The sequence below is a fragment of the Corynebacterium lizhenjunii genome, from assembly GCF_011038655.2.
Lineage (GTDB): Bacteria > Actinomycetota > Actinomycetes > Mycobacteriales > Mycobacteriaceae > Corynebacterium > Corynebacterium lizhenjunii.
Window position 1 is genome coordinate 445,828 of sequence record NZ_CP064954.1, and the last position, 19,323, is coordinate 465,150.

Sequence of the window (19,323 nt, forward strand, 5' to 3'; positions counted from 1 at the left end):
CAACTAAGGGTCCTCTTAATTCACTGGCATGGTAATTGGGCGTTGCGCTGGCGCAGAGCCCTGCTTTACTGCGATCAACAGTTTGGTTGCCGGTCGCGGCCAGGCTGGAAAATGAAAGGCTCCCCAGCCAACTGCTAATTGACTGAGGAGCCTCGGACCTAACGGCCCTAGAGGAGTTCCTTTGCAAACTCCACTATCGCGGCCGCGAGTCGTGTTAATTCGCTCGCCAGCTTTACCTTTGCCGGGTTGCTGGGGGCGAGTTTCTTTTGCTCGCGACCGGGCGTGCGCCCTGGGCGCTTCCGCTTGGAATGCTTACCCATGTTGCCGAGGGGGTGGTGTCGGGCAGGACCGTGGGGCGGGAAGTGAGTCGCTGCCAACAAAGGTGGGTCGGATTGACTCTGTGTACTAGCCCTCAACTGTCCCACGCGCTACCTGTATATGAAACTATCCGGCGACATATACAAGTAGCCTCGGCCCTGATCTGCGACCTGGGAAAACGCAACCGCCTGGGGGCCACCTGTATATGAAACTATCCCGCGATATATACAAGTAGACAGTGGCCCGATGTTCCCAGGGCGGTTTGCGTCGTCAGGTGCGCGGTTTGGCGGGGACTCGCTCGGCCTAGTCGGGCAGCGGCCGGTGGGTCGGGCCCTGGGCGCGCTCGATGGCGTCGAGGATGCTCGCGCGTACGCGCGCCCACACGTCGGTGCCGGGGATACTGAGCGTGCCGTGGGCGGTGCCCGGTAGGCACAGCAGTTCGGTGGGAACATCGGTGTCGGTGAGTTCGCCAGCCAGCGCGAATGCCTCGTCGCGCAGAGGGTCGTGCGCGGCCGCGATGATGAGCGTGGGCGGGAAATTCCGCGGGGCCCGCGGCGCAAGGCTGGCGCCGCTCGCGTTGGCCGGGGCTTGGTTGGCGCCGCTCGCGTTGGCCGGGGCTTGGTTGGCGCCGTTTGCATCGCCCGGGGCTTGGTTGGCGCCGCTCGCGTTGGCTGGGGCCAGGTCAGCAGCCGGGGCATCGGGCCCGGTCGGGCTGGCATCGGAGGCGGCGACGCCGGTGAGGTAGGCCTGCCAGGAGGCCTGCGCCGCGCGGCGGGTCCACACCGGCCCGTCCGCGTAAGTTCGCCAGGATGGGGTGTCCAACGCGGGGCTGACCACTGGCTCTAGCAGCACGGCGGCATCTGCGAGGGGGCTGCGGTCGAGGGCGTGGATGATGAGCCCGGCACCGGCGGAATCCCCCAGGAGCACCAGGGGCAGGCCCGGGTAAGTCCGGCGCGCCCAGTCCACGCATGCCGCGAGCTCTTCGGCGGCGCGGGGGTAGGGGGCCTCGGGGCTTAGGCTATAGTCCACGCCGATGGTGATGAGCTCCCAGCCGCGTGCGTGGGCGGCGGAAATCAACTCGCGGTTGCGCTCCTGGTCAAAGGCGGCACGGCCGGCGACGAAGCCGCCGCCGTGGACGGTGAGGAGGAGGGCATCGGCAAGCACGGGCCCTTGCACCAGCACGGGGCAGGCGCCGGGGACGTTGACGGTGCGGGTGCCGGGGGCATCGGGGGCGAAGAAGGCTTCCTCGCCCCGGCGGCGCAGCAGGGGCGGATCCCAGGTGGTTTGCTCCGGGGTGGCGGCCACGGCGGCGCGCAATTGGGGGTCAAGCATGGGTCTCCAGGAAGGGCAAGACGGTGCGTTGGAAGGCCTCCGGCTGGTCGCGGCGCAGGGCGTGCGTGGCGCCGGGGATGGTGACCACATGCACGTGGGGGTTAGCAATCTGCGCGACCTTGGCGGGGGTGATGAGTACGTCGGGGGTATCTGACGTGAGTAGCAAAGTGGGCACGTCCAGCTGGCCCACGAGTTCCTCCCACGGTTGCGCGAAGGTGACTATCCCGGTGCCAATGAAGCCCGGATCCTGGCAGACCTTTGCCGTAATCCACCCCGTGTGGTCCTGGGCGGTCCAGGTGGGGCGGGCGGCGGCATTGCGCGCTAGGCCGTCAGCAGGGTCGGCTACCCAGTCGCGGATGGCGTCGAGCTGTGCCGGGGCGCGGTCAATAAATCCCTGCTTTTCGGGACCGTCCAGGAAGGCTGGGTCCTCTAGCACCAAGGCGCGCACCAGCTCCGGGCGAGCAATGCTTGCCGATGCCGCCAGTGCCCCACCCATGGAATGCCCCAGCACCGTGGCAGGCCGGCCCTGCTGCGCGTGGACGCTATCCAGAACCTCCAGGAAGGCTGCGAGTGCGGACTCGAAGGGGGCGGAGGTGTCATCCAGGCGCGGGGATAGGCCGTGGCCGAGGTGATCGACGGCGATGACGTAGTAGTCCTGGGCCAACACGGGGATCAGGTCCACCCAGGTTAGGGCGGAGTCGGAGACCCCGTGGGAGAGCACTACCGCCGGGGCGGATGGGTCGCCTGCCCGGTAGGTAGCCAGGTGCGTCATGCCAACAATCCCGCGGTGGTGAGGATGGAGCGGATGGAGTCGAGGGTGGGCTCGTCGGTGATGGGCCGCATGGGGGTAGAGACGGTGTTGGACTCGATAACGCCCAGCATGGCCAGGGCCGTCTTGAAAGCGCCGATGCCGGCTGCGGCGCCGACCTTGCCCTGGACGGAAAAGACGATCTCAAAAAGCTGCGCCAGGCGGTCTTGCTCCGCGCGCACGGCGGCCCAGTCGCCAGCTTGGTAGGCGTCCCACATGCGCACATAGCCGGCGGGGTCCACATTGCCCAGGCCGGGCACGCAGCCATCCGCGCCGGAGAGATAGGCGCCATCGACCACGACTTCGTGGCCGGTGAGCAGCGTCAGTGGATGCCCGGCGGCGGCGTTAAGGGCGGCAAGGCGGCGGAAATTGACGTCATCGCCGGAGGAGTCCTTCACCCCGGCGAGCACACCCTCGCTGCCCAGGCGCACCAGCATGGCGGCATCAAGCTTCTTGAACACGCACACGGGGATGTCGTAGGCAATGATCGGCAGGGACGTGGCCGCAGCGACGGCGCGGAAGTTGTTTTCGATCTCCTCCGGGCCACAGATGGCGTAGAAGGGAGCGGTGACCACGATGGCATCCACACCGGCGGCCTCGGCGGCGCGCACGTGCTGGATCACGCGGTTGGCCTGGGTGTCAATCACCCCGGCGTAGACGGGCACGCGCCCGGCGACGTGGGTGACGATTTCCTGGAGGACTTGGGCACGGGCGGCATCGTCAAGAAAGACCACCTCGCCGGAAGAACCCAGGGCAAACAGGCCATGGACGCCACCTGCCAGCAGGTGGTCAATGAGCCGGTGCAGGGAGGCCACGTCCACGCTGCCGTCAGCGTGCAGCGGGGTAACGATAGGAGGGACAATGCCGGAAACGATGGGTGACATGAGTCTTTCTTTCTACAGGAAGGAGGGAGTGGCGGCCAGGAGCGTGCGGGTGTATTCGTGCTGGGGGTTGGCAAAGAGCGACTCGGTTTCTTGCTCTTCGAGGATTTCTCCGGCGTTCATCACACACATCCGGTCGGAGACGTAGCGCACCGTGTTGATGTCGTGGGAGATAAACACCAAGCCCAGGCCGAGTTCCTCGCGTAAGTCCGTGAGTAGGTTGAGCACCTGGGCGCGCACGGAGACGTCGAGGGCGGAGGTGGGCTCGTCGGCGATAATCATATCTGGCTCCAAGGCCAGGGCGCGGGCGATGGCCACGCGCTGGCGTTGGCCGCCGGAGATCTGCCGAGGCAGCACGTCCAGGGCGGACTGCGGCAAGCCCACCAAGGAGAGCAGGACCTTGACGCGCTTAATGCGGGAGGCCTCGTCCCCAATGTGGTGCACACGCAGTGGGTCCATGAGCTGTTCGCGCACCGTCATGCGCGGGTTCAGTGCCGTGGCCGGGTCCTGGAAGACCACGGAGACACTGCGGCCGAGCTCCTTGCGCTGGCGGGTGGGTTTGAGCGGCACGCCCTTGAACAGAACTTCGCCGCTGGTGGGCTTTTGCAGGCCCACCATCACGCGGGCCAGGGTGGACTTGCCGCAGCCAGATTCGCCGACAATGCCCACGACCTCCCCGCGCATGAGGGAGAAGTTGACGTTTTTGTTGGCGTGGACGGTGTCTGGGCGAAACAGCTTGCCGCTGCGGGTCTTGTGGATGACGTTGATGTTGCGCAGCTCAATCAGTGGGGTATCCGTTTGGGGGCGGTTGTCCCGCGCGCGCTGCTGGTTAGCGGTGGGCATGGGCTAGTCCTCCTGGGGTTCGGTGCTGGTCGCCGGGTTGGCTGGCGCCTGGGCGGTGGCAGTGGCCGGGTTTGTGTGCGCTTGGCTCGTGGCGGCGAGCAGCTCATCGGTGGCGGCAAAGAAGTGCGTGGTGGAATCACCCGCTGGCCGCAGGGTGGGCTTTTCATTCCGGCCCAGTTCCGGGTGGTCGGAGCGCGGGGCAAAGCGGTCCCCGGGCAGGAACTCGCGCGGGCTGGGCACCGTGCCGGGCACCTGGTAGAGGCGGGTGGCGGACGACTCGATGGACAGCACCGCACCCAGTAGGCCGCGGGTGTATTCGTGGCGCGGGTCCATCAGCAGCTCACGAGTGCGGCCTTGTTCCACTACCTGGCCGGCGTACATGACGGTGATCTTGTGGGCCAGCTTGGCCACCAGGGCCAAGTCATGGGAGACGAAGACCATGGAAAAGCCCAGCTTCTCGCGCAGTTCATTGAGCAGTGCCACAATCTGGTGCTGCACGGTCACATCTAGTGCGGTGGTGGGCTCATCGGCAATGAGCAGCCGCGGGTTGCGGGTCAGCGCCATGGCAATGAGCACGCGCTGGCGCTGGCCGCCGGAGAGCTCATGCGGGTAGGACTTCAGGGTGCGCACAGGGTCCAGGCCGACGAGTTCCATCAGTTCCTCAGCGCTGCGCTGCCCGTTGCGGCGGATGAGCTGGTTGAGCTGGGTGCGAATCAGCATGGACGGGTTAAGCGAACTCAGGGCGTCCTGGTAGATCATGGCCATCTGGTGGCCGCGCAGGGCGTTGTGCTGCTCTGGCTTCATCTCCAAAACGTTGGCACCATCGAAGAGGATCTCTCCGGTAATGCGGGCAGTTGGCGGCAACAGGCCCATGATTGCCATGGCAATGAGCGACTTGCCGCAGCCGGACTCGCCCACCAGACCCATGGTTTCACCCGGGGCCACGGTGAAGCTGACGTTGTCCACGATGTTGACATCACCGTGGGCGGCGGGGAAGGCGATGGAAAGGTTTTTGACTTCGATCAGTGGGGCTTCGTCGCGGGTGTAGGTCAGGCGGCGGTCCTCGGCGGCCTCGGCATCATGCAGCTCACGCAAAGAGACCTCCAGGGCAGCCAGCGCCTCCTCGCGGCTGGTTTGGCCCAGGGTGTTGCGTGAATCCACCGCAGCCTCGTCCTCTGCGACGTTGGGGTTGGCTTTGATGGTGGGGGACGCGAGGGCATCGGTAAGCCCCTCGGACAAGATGTTGAGGGCCAGCACCGTAAGCAGGATCATCAGGCCGGGGAAGAAGGTGGGCCACCAGGCGCCACCCAGCAGCAGTTGCTTGCCATCGGCAAGAATGTTGCCCCAAGACGGATCCGGGGCCTTGACACCTGCATTGATGAAGGATAGGGAAGCCTCCAGCACGATGGCATCGGCAACCAGCACCGTGGCAAAGACCATGATGGGGGCAATGCAGTTGCGCGCGACGTGCTTGGCCAGGATGTGGGGCACGGACGCACCCATGACCTTAGTGGCAGCCACGTAATCTTCGCCGAACTGGGCCAGCACATTCGCCCGCACAATGCGGGAGAGCTGCGGGATGTAGAGGAAGCCGATGGCAAAGACCAACACCGGCAGGCTGGTGCCAAACACGGCCACGAACACGGCCGCCAGCGCGATGCCCGGAAAGGACATCACAATGTCTAGGATGCGCATGAGGATCTCAGAGACGACCTTGTTGGCCGTCGCCGCGATGGAGCCCAAAATGACAGCCACCGACAGCGCGCCCGCCGTGGCGAAGATGCCGATAATCAGGGAAGAACGCGCACCGAAGAGCACGCGGGAGAAGATGTCGCGGCCAATGGCGTCGGTGCCAAAGAAGTGCTCCCCACTGGGCGGCTGCACGGGGGTGCCCGTCTGCAGCGGATCATAAGCCGTAAGCAGCGGGGCGAAGATGGCCGCTAGGGTAACCAACAGCAGGAAGCCCAAGGCAATCTTGGACAGCACAGGCAGGTTGCGCAAGCCGGTGAAGCGGGCACCCGCAGAGGCCTCAAGTTTTTCGGTGAGTTTGCGGCGCATTAGATACTCCTAATTCGCGGGTTGACGAGGATGTAGAGCATGTCCACGATGATGTTGACGAAGATGAACGCAATGGCCACCGTCAGGGTCACGCCTTGGACCAAGAAGACGTCATTGCGGGTCACGCCGTCCAGGATGAGCTGGCCCATAGCCTGGATGTTGAAGATGATCTCGATGACCACCGCGCCGCCCATTAGGTAGCCCACGCGCAGGCCCAGCACCGTAATCGGCGTGATCAGCGCGTTGCGCAGCACGTTGCGGGAGATAACCTCCGCCTTGGGGATGCCCGCGCCAATGGCGGTGCGCACGTAGTCCTTATCCAGCTCCTCCACCATGGCGGTGCGCACCACACGGATGAGCGAGCCCGACACCGGCACGGCCAGGGCTACTGCCGGGAGCACAATGTTATTGGCCCACACGCCGGGGTCTTCCGCAAAGGGCACCCAGCGGGTAACCAACGCGGGGAACACGCCCCAACCACCGGGGATGGTGCCTAGCCACTGGATAAGCAAAATAGCCAACCAGAAAGACGGAGTTGCCAGGGCGGCGATGGAGACCACGCGAATAACCTGGTCCAACCAGCGGTCACGGAAGAGCGCGGCCAGCACGCCCAACACGAAGGAAATGACCACCGCGATGGCCAACCCCAGGAAGGTCAGCTGCAAGGTGATGGGGAAGGCGTGACGGACCACGTCAGTGACCGGCGTATTACCGGTGGTGGTGCCCAAATCGCCCTGGAACATGCCCACCAGGAAGTTGAAGTAGCGCACCAGGAGGGGATCATTGAGCCCGTTAGCTTCCCGGTAAGCCTCCAAGGCTTCCTGGGAGGCGGACTCACCCAGGGCTAGGCGCGCCGGGTCTGCGGGGGAGAAAGACATGACGAAGAACACGAGGAACGTCACGCCCAGAATCATCAGCGGCAGCGCCACTAGGCGGCGGCCGATGAGGCGGAGGAGATTAGACATAAGTGAGCTGTCCTGTCGCAAAAAGGTACACGCGCCCGGCACGGGTGCGGGGCGCGTGAAGGGGTGGTGTTCCCCGGGGAGGAGCCCCGGGGGTTACTTACTTGGTGGAGGCGACGCCAATAAAGCTCAGGCCGGTCAGGGCGATGGGCTTGAAGTCAACCAGGGTGGACTCATCCCACGCGGACGGGGACTTGCGGTGCAGGAGCGGGTAGAGCGGGACGTTTTCAGAGATGACGTCAAACGTCTTGCCCCATGCCTTCTTGCGGTCCGCGTCGCTTTGAGCGCGGATGGCCTCGTCGAGCAGGGTAGAGATTTCCTTCTGGGCGTCGGCGCCCTTCCAGTGCATGCGGGAGTCGACCCAGGTGTCGTTGCCGTACCACCAGCGCAGCAGCAGGTCCGGGTCGTTGCCGAATACCGACGGATCACCCGGGGCCACCAGTACGTCATAGGAGTCGTCGGCGCGGTCGATGGTCTGGTAGGCCTCCGCGGACTTCTTTTCTTCCATGGTGACCTTGACGCCCAGCGCGGACAGGGACTCCTGGATCAGCGGGGTGCACTTCTTTACCCAGTCGTGGTCCGTGCACAGCAGGCGGAAGGAGGTCACGCCGGCCTTCTTGAACAGCTCGCGGGCCTTCTCCGGGTCGTAGGCGTAGACGGTGGAGGCCTCCTGGTACTGCGGGTGGTCCTTCTGCAGGAAGGAGGTGGCCGGGGCGGCCTGGCCCAGCAGGCCGGTCTCGATGACCTTGTTCATGTCAATGCCGTAGAGGAATGCCTGGCGGGCTTCCAGCTTGCTAAACGGGCTGGAGTCGGCGTTGTTAAACATGGCGAACAGCAAGCCAAAGCCCTGGATGGATTCCACGGTGCCGGAGGCCTTGAGTTGGTCGATGGACAGGTAGGGCACCGAGTCGATGGCCTGCGCCGTCTTGGACTGGAAGGCGTTGGTACGCGTGGACGGGTCCGGGATGATCTGCCAGTTCATGGCGGCGGCGCGGGCCGGCTTGGGGCCGGTGTAGTCCTCGAAACGCTCGAACTTCACGGTCTTGGAGGCGGCGCCGGAGTCGGTCATCTTGTACGGGCCGGTGCCCACGGGCAGGGCGTCGAAGGCCTTCGGGTCTGCCTCAACGGCGGCCTTGGGCACAATCTTGACGGTGGACAGGCGGTCTGCGAACAGGCCGGTGGGGTACTCCAGCTCGAAGGTGACGGTGGTGTCATCCTTGGCCTTGACGGACTTGATAAACGGGATGAAGGCGGCGTAGAGGGACTTGTTTGCCTCATCCAGCACGCGCTCGAAGGAGAAGACCACGTCTTCAGCGGTGACGGGCTCGCCGTTGTGGAAGACGGCGCCGTCGCGCAGCTTGACGTCCACGGTGGTGCCGTTCGCAGAGGGGAGCTCCGTGGCCAGTGCGGCGTAGGACTTGCCGGTAGCGGGGTCCATTTCGGTCAGGCCCTCCATGGTGTGCCAGTTGGCGGCCAGGGTGAGGGCGGCGGTGGTGGTCATTGGGTCGTAGCCGTTGGTGCCCAGCTCGTAGGAGATGGCGGCTTCGATGGTGCCGTCTTCCTTGGCGGAACCTGCGCCCTGTGCGGAACCGCCAGAGCTGGAGTCAGCAGAGCTGCTGGACTCATTGCGTGGGGCGCAGGCGCCCAAGGTGGCGGAGAGTCCGGCGGCGGCGCCGAGGGCACCGGCAATGCGCAGGAAGGAACGGCGGGAGACAGTAGAGGCCATGGGTGGGTCCTTTCGATGACAGGGGAGCCTGCGTGTGCGCGCTGTGTTGCGGCCTCCTGCCCGGGGCTTAGGCCCCAGAGCCCGGTGGAGCAACTCACACGCGCATTATGCAGTTTGTTATCTCACAGAGAAAGATACATCAGACGTCAGACATATGCTAGGGTTTGGCTAGAGAAAGTCCGAAAACTCACACCAAGAGGGGTAAAAATTCCCCCCGTCGGTGCACCCGCGCCCCCCCTGCGGCAGGGTCGTCCCCGTGGCGCCTGCCGCAAGAGCGTCCCCGTGGCGTCTGCCGCAGGAGCGCATGGGACAGCAGGAGCACAGGACAGCAGGCACACACCTGCACGCACGCCAACGAGCTACGAAAAGAGGTTGAACCCGCGAACATGAAGCGCAAATCTTCGGCCAATCCTTCGGTCTTGGAGGGCATCAAGGGCTATATCCGCGATAACGGCCTGGGGCCGGGCCAGCCGCTGCCCACGGAGCCGGCTTTTGCGGAGCTGCTGGGGGTCTCGCGTTCCTCGGTGCGCGAGGCCATGCGCGTGCTGGCCACCCTGGACATCGTGGATATTCGCCATGGCTATGGCACGGTGGTGGGTAACATGTCGCTCGCGCCATTGGTCGACGGCATGCTGCTGCGGCTTACGCTCAATCGCGCCGACGGCATAGCGGGGCTCGAAGATATTGTTCAAACCCGCATTGCGCTGGATAAACTATGCGCGCCGGAGCTGGTGGAGCACTTTTCTACCCACTCCACCGCGGCCCTGCGCCAGATTGTCACCGATATGGCCCGGCGCTTTGCCCAAGGCCAGTCCTTTGGTCCGGAGGATCTCCGCTTTCATCAGGAGTTGAGTGCGGGCCTGCGCAATCACTTCATCCGCGACCTCATTCTGGCGCTGTGGGAGATCCATGTCCATGGCGTGGAGATGCTGGGCATGGCCACCCCGGATGACATTGTCAATACCGTCACCGCCCACCGCGAGATGGTTGATGCCCTTGACGCCGGGGACCTGGAGGCCTACCTGACCAGCATTGATGCCCACTTTGCTCCCATGCGCGCGGCAATTGCCCGCCAGCGTGCTGCGCTAGCTGAGTCTGCCGATGCCCCCTCTGCCGATGCCCCCACTGCCGGTACCGCCCCAACCGCCACCGGCGCCGCCCCTGCCAGCGTTGGCTCTGCTGCCGCTGGGGCGAGTACGGTCCCGGAAGACCCCGGTAGCCCGCTGCATGCCAACCCTAATCCCAACCCTAATCACAGCCCCCATCACAACCCTCACACCACGTCTGTCCAGCCCACCGATTCCACAGAAGGATAACGCCCATGACCTTGCGTTTAGGCATAGATGTAGGCGGTACCAAGATTGCCGCCGGCTTAGTTGACTCCAGTGCTCCCACGGAGGTTTTCACCCACCGTCGGGTGGCGACGCCGGAGGAGAATGTGTCCAGTGTCATCGTCGAGCTCGTGGGGCAGTACCTTGAGGGCGAACGCGGTGGGGAGATTGCCGCTATCGGCATCGGCGCGCCGGGGGTCATTGACCCGGCCACCGGAACCGTGCTCAGCGCCGGGAGGACCATGTGGGGCTGGGCGGGCACCGAGCTGGCCGCTGAGGTCAAAGCCGCCTTCCAGCTGCCGGTGGCCGTGCACAACGATGTGCGCGTGATGGCCTTGGGGGAGACCGTCTTCGGTGCAGGCCAGGACTTTAACAACGTGCTCTTTGTTAGCTTTGGCACCGGCGTGGGCGGGGCCATTGTGCGTGACGGCCAGCTGGTGGACTCCCCGCACCACACTGCCGGTGAGCTGCGCACACTGTGGGGCCCGAACCCGGACGGCAAGGCCGCGCAACTAGAGAACATGGCGTCTGGCTCTTCGATGATGTGGCATTACAAAATCCGCGCAAAGGCCCCGTCGGTAGAGGACTTGCGCGAGGTCATGGAGCGCTACCACGAAGGCGATGTGTGGGCGTTTCGTGCGATTGATGACAACATGTATTGCGCCGGGCGCACCCTGGCCGGATTCATCAATGCCATCGACGTTGACGCCGTGATTGTGGGCGGTGGCGTGGGCGCGCTGGGCACCCCCGTGCTCGATCCTTTAGAGCGCGGCCTGCGTACGGATTTGATGGATACGCTGCGCAACATCCCCGTCCTGCCCGCCCGGCTTGGTTCCGATGCCCCCATCGTGGGCGCCGCGCACTACGCCGCCACCGTTCTGTAGAACGCGCCGCGCTCCCAACCGCGCTCCCAGCTGCGCTCCGCTCCCAACCGCGCTCCGTTCCCAACTGCACCACGCTTCCGGCCAACCCGCGCGTTAACCCTCTCTTGAAAACACTGCTTACCTCTGATTGTTGAAAGGCTGTCCCATGTACTCCCTCCCAGAATTTGCCGCCGCTACCCGGGGCCGGCTGATTGTCTCCGCGCAGGCCCCGGCGGGCCACCCGCTGCGCGACACCCATACCATTGCCCACCTGGCGCAGGCGGCGGCATCGGGAGGCGCAGCTGCCATCCGCTGCGGCGGCTACGGTGGGGTGGAAGATATTGCTGCGGTGGCCGCGGCGGTGCAGGTGCCCGTGATCGGCCTGACTAAGGAGGGGGACACGGGCGTCTACATCACGCCTACGGTGGCATCGGCGCAGGCAGTTGTGGCTGCCGGGGCGCAGGTAGTGGCCTTTGATGCAACGGCCCGTCCCCGCCCGGACGGCGCGTCCACCGCCGATATGGTGCACGCCATTCACGCCGCGGGCGCGTTGGCCATGGCGGACATCGCCACCGCTCAAGAGGCCGTTGAGGCCCATGCGGCCGGGGTAGACATTATCTCCACCACGCTGGCGGGCTACACCCCGGACCGGGCCGCCACTCAAGGCCCCGACCTGGAGCTGCTGGAGCAGGTGCGTGCGCTGGTGCCGGAGGCCTTCCTTATTGGCGAGGGCCGCTTCCACACCCCGCAGCACCTGGAGCGGGGCTTTGAGCTGGGGGCAGACGCCATCATTATCGGCACCGCTATCACCGACGTTGCCTGGGTGACCCGCCAGTTCGCCGCCCTAGCTCCCGTCGCTGCCCCAGTTGCAGCCCACAAGCAGCCGGAGGCATAGGCAGTGGGAAACTTGCAGGCAGGTAATGCGACAGGCAATGTAACAGGCAACGTCGCAGGCTCTGTAATAGGTGACGTACTCACCCCGGCCGGAGTGCTAGAAAGCCAGCGCCTGAGCTGGGATGGCACCGGCCGGATTGTCTCCATTGAGCCGGAGGCCACCGCAAGCCCGCGCCCGCTGCTGCTGCCGGGACTGGCGGACGTGCACAACCACGGCGGTGCTGGGCATTCCTTTCCCACCTCGGACTTGGAGGGCTGCCGCGCGGCTGCGCTGCACCACCGCGCGTACGGTACCACCACGTTGCTGACATCGACGGTCTCCGCCCCCGCAGAGGTGCTCTTGCCCCGCCTGGAGCTGCTGGCGCAGCTGGCCCAGGAGGGCTTGAGTGCCGGCATTCACGCGGAAGGGCCCTTCATTGCCGCGGTGCGCTGCGGGGCGCAAGACCCCAGTGCCATCGTGGACGGGGACCCGGGGCTGTTTAGGGAGATGATTGCCGCCGCGGGCGGCCACTTGCGCGCGGTGACTTTTGCCCCGGAGACTGCGCACGCCCGCGAGCTCGTGGACCTGTGCGCGGCCAATGACGTGGTGGTTTCGCTGGGGCATACGGATGCCGACGCCCAGGCCACCACCGCGATTATTGATTACGCAGTGGCTGCCGGGGCGCGCGTGAGCGCGACGCACCTGTGCAACGCGATGCCCCCGTTGCATCACCGCGCGCCAGGCCCGGTGGCGGCGTTGCTGCGCGCGGCCATGGCGGGGCGTGCCACCGTGGAGCTGGTAGCTGACGGCGTTCACCTTGATGATGAGCTGGTGGCCTTCGTTGCCGATGCCGCCGGGCCAGATGCCGTTAGCTTCGTCTCCGATGCGATGGGGGCCGCCGGGCAGGCCGACGGCGCCTATATGCTCGGCGCCTTAGAGGTGGTGGTGGCCCAGGGTGTGGCCCGCCTGCGCACCGCCGATGGCAGCCCTGGGGCCATTGCCGGAGGCACCTCCCGGGTCATCGACCAGGTACGCCGCCAGGTGCGCGCCGGCTGGGACTTGGGCGCTGCCGTCCGCGCCGCCACCAGTGGCCACCGTTTGCTGGGTTTGCGCGACCGCGGCGAACTACGCGTGGGCGCGCGTGCCGACGTCGTGGCTACCGACAGCAATCTATACCCGCTGCGCACCTGGGTGGGCGGCGTGGATTGTACCCCGTCTGACCTGCAGGCTGGGGATCCGGAACGTCGGGGCTCATAGGAAGTTAAGGAGTAAACATGGAAGTCATTATTCGTCCCACCGAACGCGACTGCGCGGTCGTGGCCGCAGATATTGTAGAGCGCTATGTCCGCTGCGGCGCCACCTTGGGCCTGGCCACCGGGTCTACGCCGGTGGGCACCTACGCCGAATTGATTGCACGCCACCGTGACCAGGGCTTGAGCTTTGCCCAGTGCCGGGCGTTCCTGCTGGATGAGTACGTCGGCCTGCCGCGTGAGCACGAGCAGTCCTACTACCGCACCATCCGCCGCGAGTTTACCGCCCATGTCGATCTTGACGATGCCGCCGTGGCCTCCCCCGATGGCACCGCCCCCCACCCCGGTGAGGCCGCTGCAGCCTACGATGCCGCCATCGCCGCCGCCGGGGGCGTAGACATCCAAATCCTGGGCGTGGGGACCGACGGGCATATTGCCTTCAACGAGCCCGGATCCTCCCTGGCTAGCCGCACGCGCATGAAGACCCTCCACCCGGATACGGTGCGGGATAATTCGCGCTTTTTTGGTGGTGATAGCGCGGCGGTGCCGCGCCACGTGCTGACCCAGGGCATTGGTACCATCCGCGAAGCCCGCCACCTGGTGCTGCTAGCCTTCGGAGAATCCAAGGCGTCCGCCGTGCGCGCGCTAGTGGAAGGCCCGGTGGCCGCGGTGTGTCCAGCCTCGGCGCTACAACTGCACCCCCAGGCGACGGTGATTGTCGATGAGGCAGCCGCCGGGCTACTGGAACACACCGAATACTATCGCTTCGCCTATGACAACAAGCCCGACTGGCAGCGCTAGCCCGGCGTGACTGGCAGTGCTATCCCGACTGGCAGCGCTAGCCTGGCGTGACCGGCGGCGCTAGCCTGGCGTGACAGGCGGCGCTGGAAGGGGCATCGGCAAGCTACAGTGCAACTTGCTGGCGCGGGCCCAGGGTGCTAAGCTTAAGCAGGTTCGTCGTGCTTTGGGCACGATGATGAGTCTGATCCTTATTCACTGGCAGCAGCTAATAAGTGACCTGGACGTGCGGTAGCGCCCCGGAAAAGAGCGTCTATTTTTGCATGTAAGGGAGCGTTTTGGCTGGGTGCCGAAAGTCTAGAAAGACCGATTAATGCCAACTATTCAGCAGCTGGTCCGTAAGGGCCGTCATGATAAGCGCAGCAAGGTAGCCACCGCTGCGCTGAAGGGTTCTCCGCAGCGCCGCGGCGTGTGCACCCGCGTGTACACCACCACCCCGAAGAAGCCGAACTCCGCACTGCGTAAGGTAGCCCGTGTGCGCCTGACCTCCGGTATTGAGGTTTCTGCCTACATCCCGGGTGAGGGCCACAACCTGCAGGAGCACTCCATGGTGCTGGTGCGCGGCGGCCGTGTGAAGGACCTTCCGGGTGTGCGCTACAAGATCATCCGTGGCGCTCTGGACACCCAGGGTGTTAAGGACCGCAAGCAGGCTCGCTCCCGTTACGGTGCGAAGAAGGGACAGTAAGAAACAATGCGTAAGAATGCTGCTCCGAAGCGTCCAGTAGTCAAGGACCCGGTTTACAACTCCGAGCAGGTCACCATGCTCGTTAACAAGGTCCTCCTGGACGGTAAGAAGTCCACCGCTGAGCGTATTGTCTACGGCGCTCTGGAGGCTTGCCGCGAGAAGACCGGCACCGACCCGGTGGGTACCCTGGAAAAGGCCCTGGGCAACATCCGTCCGGACCTGGAGGTTCGCTCCCGCCGCGTGGGTGGCGCCACCTACCAGGTGCCGGTTGAGGTGCGTCCGGCTCGCGCCAACACCCTGGCCCTGCGTTGGTTGGTTACCTTCACCCGCCAGCGTCGCGAGAACACCATGATCGAGCGTCTGGCCAACGAGATCCTGGATGCTTCCAATGGTTTGGGCGCTTCCGTTAAGCGTCGCGAGGACACCCACAAGATGGCTGAGGCCAACCGCGCCTTCGCCCACTACCGCTGGTAATACCCCGCGTGTATGCCCAGTGGTCCGGACTTCGATAACTTACAGGCTGCATAGCCGCACCATCGACGTACCGGACCATTGTGCTACTGGCTAGTAGCCACATAGATTTACAGAAGGGTCTGCCTTTCAGGCTTCCTGGGATTTAACTCCGGGTGGGCGTGGGCTGGCCCGCAACCAAACGAAGATGGGATAAAACCGTGGCACAACAAGTGCTTAAGGACCTCAACAAGGTCCGCAACATCGGCATCATGGCTCACATCGATGCTGGTAAGACCACCACCACCGAGCGTATTCTCTTCTACACCGGCATCAACCGTAAGGTGGGCGAGACCCACGACGGCGCATCCACCACCGACTGGATGGAGCAGGAGAAGGAACGCGGCATCACCATTACCTCCGCTGCCGTGACCTGTTTCTGGAACAACCACCAGATCAACATCATCGACACCCCGGGCCACGTGGACTTCACCGTTGAGGTGGAGCGCTCCCTGCGTGTTCTTGATGGCGCCGTGGCCGTCTTCGACGGCAAGGAGGGCGTGGAGCCGCAGTCCGAGCAGGTGTGGCGTCAGGCTGCCAAGTACGACGTCCCGCGTATCTGCTTTGTGAACAAGATGGACAAGCTGGGCGCCGACTTCTACTACACCGTCCAGACCATCATCGACCGCCTGGATGCTAAGCCGCTGGTTATGCAGCTGCCGATCGGCGCTGAGGACGACTTCGACGGCGTGGTTGACCTGCTGGAAATGAAAGCCATCACCTGGCGCGGCAAGGTCGAGACCGGCGCTGAGCCCACCATCGAGGAAATCCCGGCTGATCTGCAGGAGAAGGCCGAGGAGTACCGCGAGAAGCTGCTGGAGACCGTTGCTGAGTCCTCCGAGGAGCTGATGGAGAAGTACTTCGGCGGCGAGGAGCTGACCATCGAGGAGATCAAGGCAGCTATCCGCAAGCTGACCGTGAACTCCGAGGTCTACCCGGTGCTGTGTGGTACCGCCTATCGCAACAAGGGTGTCCAGCCGCTGCTGGACGCCGTGGTGGACTACCTGCCCACCCCGCTGGACATCGGCGAGGTTGTTGGCCACGCTGTGGGCAACGAGGAAGAGCAGCTGACCCGCAAGCCTTCCGTGGAGTCCCCGTTCGCAGCACTGTCCTTCAAGATTGCTGCCCACCCGTTCTTCGGCCAACTCAACTTCGTGCGCGTGTACTCCGGCCAGGTTGTTCCGGGCACCGAGGTGCTCAACTCCACCAAGGGTAAGAAGGAGCGCATCGGCAAGCTGTTCCAGATGCACGCCAACAAGGAAAACCCGGTGGAGCAGGCAGATGCCGGCAACATCTACGCCGTGATTGGCCTGAAGGAAACCACCACCGGTGACACCCTGTGCGACAAGGACAACCCGATCATCCTGGAGTCCATGGACTTCCCGGAGCCCGTGATCAAGGTCTCCATCGAGCCGAAGACCAAGGCTGACCAGGAGAAGCTGGGCACCGCCATCCAGAAGCTGGCTGCCGAGGACCCGACCTTCACCGTCGAGCTGGATGAGGAAACCGGCCAGACCGTTATCGGTGGCATGGGCGAGCTGCACCTCGACGTGCTGGTGGACCGCATGAAGCGCGAGTTCAAGGTGGAGGCCAACATCGGTAACCCGCAGGTTGCTTACCGCGAGACCATCCGCAAGGCCGTGTCCTCCCTCGAGTACACCCACAAGAAGCAGACCGGTGGTTCTGGCCAGTTCGCAAAGGTCATCGTCTCCATCGAACCTTACGAGCCGGTCGCGGAAGAGCTGGAAGAGGGCGAGTCCGCAACCTACAAGTTCGTCAACGCTGTCACCGGCGGCCGCGTGCCCAAGGAGTACATCCCGTCCGTGGACGCTGGTATCCAGGACGCCATGCAGTACGGCTACCTGGCCGGCTACCCGCTGGTCAACATCAAGGCCACGCTGGAAGACGGCGCCTACCACGACGTCGACTCCTCCGAAATGGCCTTCAAGCTTGCCGGTTCCCAGGTTCTCAAGGAGGCCGTGGCCAAGGCAAAGCCGGTTCTTCTCGAGCCGGTCATGGCCGTCGAGGTTGTGACGCCGGAAGAGTACATGGGTGCCGTCAACGGTGACATCAGCTCCCGCCGTGGCCAGGTCTACGCCATGGAGGACCGCTCCGGTGCGAAGGTTGTTCGCGCCAAGGTGCCGCTGTCTGAGATGTTCGGCTACATCGGCGACCTGCGTTCCTCCACCGCTGGCCGCGCAAACTTCACCATGATCTTCGACTCCTACGCAGAGGTTCCTTCCTCCGTGTCGCAGCAGATCATCGAAGAGCGCACCGGCGCCAAGAGCTAGTAGTTCCCCAGCACCTAGCACCAAAAGGGTGGCAGCGCCGGGGTGCACCCTGGCGCACAACGCACCCGGAGTGTTCGGCGGCATCGGCAAGAACAGCCAAGCCCTGCCAGTGGCTTGAACTGTGCCGCCGGGCACCGGAGGGTAGGGGTCGCGCTGAGGCTAGACCAAAACGGTCTGACCTGAGCCGGCCGTTACCCTCCTAGGATCCGAAATTCCTTGTCGAGTCCTTGTCGAGGGTCAACGTCCGCCTTTCCTGCGCGGGGTTACCACCTACAGCGACGGTTTGAAAAAACCGCGGCAGAAATCTAGGATCGTGTAACTGGCACGTAAAGAAAGCGTCATTAGCGCTTTGGGGGTTCGGGCAACCGGACACCGAGGTGCCAATGGCAATACAAACCACGAGGCTGCGAAATACGTAGCCGTTATAGAGTCCAGGAGGACAAACAGTGGCAAAGGAGAAGTTCGAGCGTACGAAGCCGCATGTGAACATCGGCACCATCGGACACGTCGACCACGGCAAGACCACCACCACCGCAGCCATCACCAAGGTTCTGGCTGATCAGTACCCGGATGAGAACACCGCTTTCGCATTCGACCAGATCGACAAGGCTCCTGAGGAGAAGGAGCGCGGTATCACCATTAACATCTCCCACGTTGAGTACTCCACCCCGAAGCGCCACTACGCACACGTGGACGCCCCGGGCCACGCCGACTACATCAAGAACATGATTACCGGCGCTGCTCAGATGGACGGCGCTATCCTGGTTGTTGCTGCAACCGATGGCCCCATGCCGCAGACCCGCGAGCACGTGCTGCTGGCCCGCCAGGTGGGCGTTCCTTACATCCTGGTTGCACTGAACAAGTGCGACATGGTTGATGATGAGGAAATCGTCGAGCTGGTTGAGATGGAGATCCGCGAGCTGCTGGCTGAGCAGGATTACGATGAGGACGCCCCCATCGTTCACATCTCCGCTCTGAAGGCTCTCGAGGGCGACCAGAAGTGGGTTGACGCCATCGTTGAGCTGATGCAGGCTTGCGATGACTCCATCCCGGATCCGGAGCGCGAGCTGGACAAGCCGTTCCTGATGCCGATCGAGGACATCTTCACCATCACCGGCCGCGGTACCGTTGTTACCGGCCGTGTTGAGCGTGGCTCCTTGAACGTGAACGAGGACATCGAGATCATCGGTATCAAGGAAAAGTCCATGTCCACCACCGTCACCGGTATCGAGATGTTCCGCAAGATGATGGACTACACCGAGGCTGGCGACAACTGTGGTCTGCTGCTGCGTGGTACCAAGCGTGAAGAGGTTGAGCGCGGCCAGGTCTGCATCAAGCCGGGCGCTTACACCCCGCACACCAAGTTCGAGGGTTCCGTCTACGTCCTGAAGAAGGAAGAGGGCGGCCGCCACACCCCGTTCATGGACAACTACCGTCCGCAGTTCTACTTCCGCACCACCGACGTTACCGGCGTCATCAAGCTGCCTGAGGGCACCGAGATGGTTATGCCGGGCGACAACGTTGAGATGTCCGTAGAGCTGATCCAGCCGGTCGCTATGGATGAGGGTCTGCGCTTCGCTATCCGCGAGGGCTCCCGCACCGTTGGCGCTGGCCGCGTTACCAAGATCGTTGAGTAATTCAGCGTTCAACGCTTAAGCGCTTGCCGCTCTCCCTTTGGGGAGGGCGGCTTTCGCCGTTTTATCCCGCCACCGTTATCTCGGTGGGTTGCACATCTGCCCTGGCCCGCGCGGGGTTAAGCCCTGGGCCGCGAGTGGTTAAGCCTGGGCCCGCCG

General features: G+C 64.2%; 16 protein-coding genes. 9 read left to right on the forward strand and 7 right to left on the reverse strand.

Going from position 1 to position 19,323, the window contains the following annotated elements; all coding sequences use genetic code 11:
* Positions 1-621: 621 nt before the first annotated feature.
* The 7 genes from G7Y31_RS02080 to G7Y31_RS02110 all read right to left on the reverse strand — a co-directional run bounded on the left by G7Y31_RS02080 (position 622) and on the right by G7Y31_RS02110 (position 8,928).
* A complete protein-coding gene (locus G7Y31_RS02080; protein ID WP_165008682.1) occupies positions 622-1,650 on the reverse strand; it encodes an alpha/beta hydrolase fold domain-containing protein in 1,029 nt (342 codons plus the stop codon).
* Positions 1,643-2,422: an alpha/beta fold hydrolase gene (locus tag G7Y31_RS02085; protein WP_165008680.1), complete on the reverse strand. Its 780-nt coding sequence runs from the start codon at positions 2,420-2,422 to the stop codon at positions 1,643-1,645. Before G7Y31_RS02085 ends, G7Y31_RS02080 begins: the two co-directional genes overlap by 8 nt.
* On the reverse strand, positions 2,419-3,342 hold the full coding sequence (locus G7Y31_RS02090) for a dihydrodipicolinate synthase family protein (protein ID WP_165008678.1): 924 nt from the start codon (positions 3,340-3,342) through the stop codon (positions 2,419-2,421). Before G7Y31_RS02090 ends, G7Y31_RS02085 begins: the two co-directional genes overlap by 4 nt.
* Positions 3,343-3,354: 12 nt before the next feature.
* Complete coding sequence (locus G7Y31_RS02095) at positions 3,355-4,182, reverse strand: ABC transporter ATP-binding protein (protein ID WP_165008676.1); 828 nt, start codon at positions 4,180-4,182, stop codon at positions 3,355-3,357.
* A 3-nt stretch (positions 4,183-4,185) separates the two neighbouring features.
* Positions 4,186-6,240, reverse strand: coding sequence for a dipeptide/oligopeptide/nickel ABC transporter permease/ATP-binding protein (locus G7Y31_RS02100; protein WP_165008674.1), 2,055 nt, complete (start codon positions 6,238-6,240; stop codon positions 4,186-4,188).
* Positions 6,240-7,205 (reverse strand): ABC transporter permease, encoded by a 966-nt coding sequence (locus G7Y31_RS02105; RefSeq protein ID WP_165008672.1) that lies wholly within the window; start codon positions 7,203-7,205, stop codon positions 6,240-6,242. Before G7Y31_RS02105 ends, G7Y31_RS02100 begins: the two co-directional genes overlap by 1 nt.
* Before the next feature lie 97 nt (positions 7,206-7,302).
* Entirely contained in the window at positions 7,303-8,928 is a 1,626-nt protein-coding gene (locus tag G7Y31_RS02110; RefSeq protein WP_165008670.1) for an ABC transporter substrate-binding protein, read from the reverse strand.
* 386 nt (positions 8,929-9,314) lie between these two features.
* Between G7Y31_RS02110 and G7Y31_RS02115 the strand changes: the two genes are divergently transcribed.
* From G7Y31_RS02115 to tuf, 9 genes are all read left to right on the forward strand, one after another.
* Complete coding sequence (locus G7Y31_RS02115) at positions 9,315-10,244, forward strand: FadR/GntR family transcriptional regulator (protein ID WP_196823598.1); 930 nt, start codon at positions 9,315-9,317, stop codon at positions 10,242-10,244.
* A gap of 5 nt (positions 10,245-10,249) precedes the next feature.
* Positions 10,250-11,143: an ROK family protein gene (locus G7Y31_RS02120; protein ID WP_165008669.1), complete on the forward strand. Its 894-nt coding sequence runs from the start codon at positions 10,250-10,252 to the stop codon at positions 11,141-11,143.
* Positions 11,144-11,288: 145 nt separating this feature from the next.
* On the forward strand, positions 11,289-12,017 hold the full coding sequence (locus G7Y31_RS02125) for a putative N-acetylmannosamine-6-phosphate 2-epimerase (RefSeq protein WP_165008667.1): 729 nt from the start codon (positions 11,289-11,291) through the stop codon (positions 12,015-12,017).
* A 12-nt stretch (positions 12,018-12,029) separates the two neighbouring features.
* Positions 12,030-13,253 (forward strand): N-acetylglucosamine-6-phosphate deacetylase, encoded by a 1,224-nt coding sequence (locus G7Y31_RS02130; RefSeq protein ID WP_425321659.1) that lies wholly within the window; start codon positions 12,030-12,032, stop codon positions 13,251-13,253.
* Between the two features lie 17 nt (positions 13,254-13,270).
* Positions 13,271-14,047, forward strand: a complete 777-nt coding sequence (gene nagB / locus G7Y31_RS02135; RefSeq protein ID WP_165008665.1) for a glucosamine-6-phosphate deaminase — start codon at positions 13,271-13,273, stop codon at positions 14,045-14,047.
* A gap of 310 nt (positions 14,048-14,357) precedes the next feature.
* Positions 14,358-14,729: a 30S ribosomal protein S12 gene (gene rpsL, locus G7Y31_RS02140; RefSeq protein WP_046646811.1), complete on the forward strand. Its 372-nt coding sequence runs from the start codon at positions 14,358-14,360 to the stop codon at positions 14,727-14,729.
* A 6-nt stretch (positions 14,730-14,735) separates the two neighbouring features.
* A complete protein-coding gene (gene rpsG, locus G7Y31_RS02145) occupies positions 14,736-15,203 on the forward strand; it encodes a 30S ribosomal protein S7 (protein ID WP_165008663.1) in 468 nt (155 codons plus the stop codon).
* A 197-nt stretch (positions 15,204-15,400) separates the two neighbouring features.
* Entirely contained in the window at positions 15,401-17,530 is a 2,130-nt protein-coding gene (fusA, locus tag G7Y31_RS02150; protein ID WP_165008661.1) for an elongation factor G, read from the forward strand.
* 446 nt (positions 17,531-17,976) lie between these two features.
* Positions 17,977-19,167 carry an elongation factor Tu gene (tuf, locus tag G7Y31_RS02155; protein WP_165008659.1) on the forward strand — a complete coding sequence of 397 codons (1,191 nt, stop codon included), beginning with the start codon at positions 17,977-17,979 and terminating at the stop codon, positions 19,165-19,167.
* The last annotated feature ends 156 nt before the right edge of the window (positions 19,168-19,323 follow it).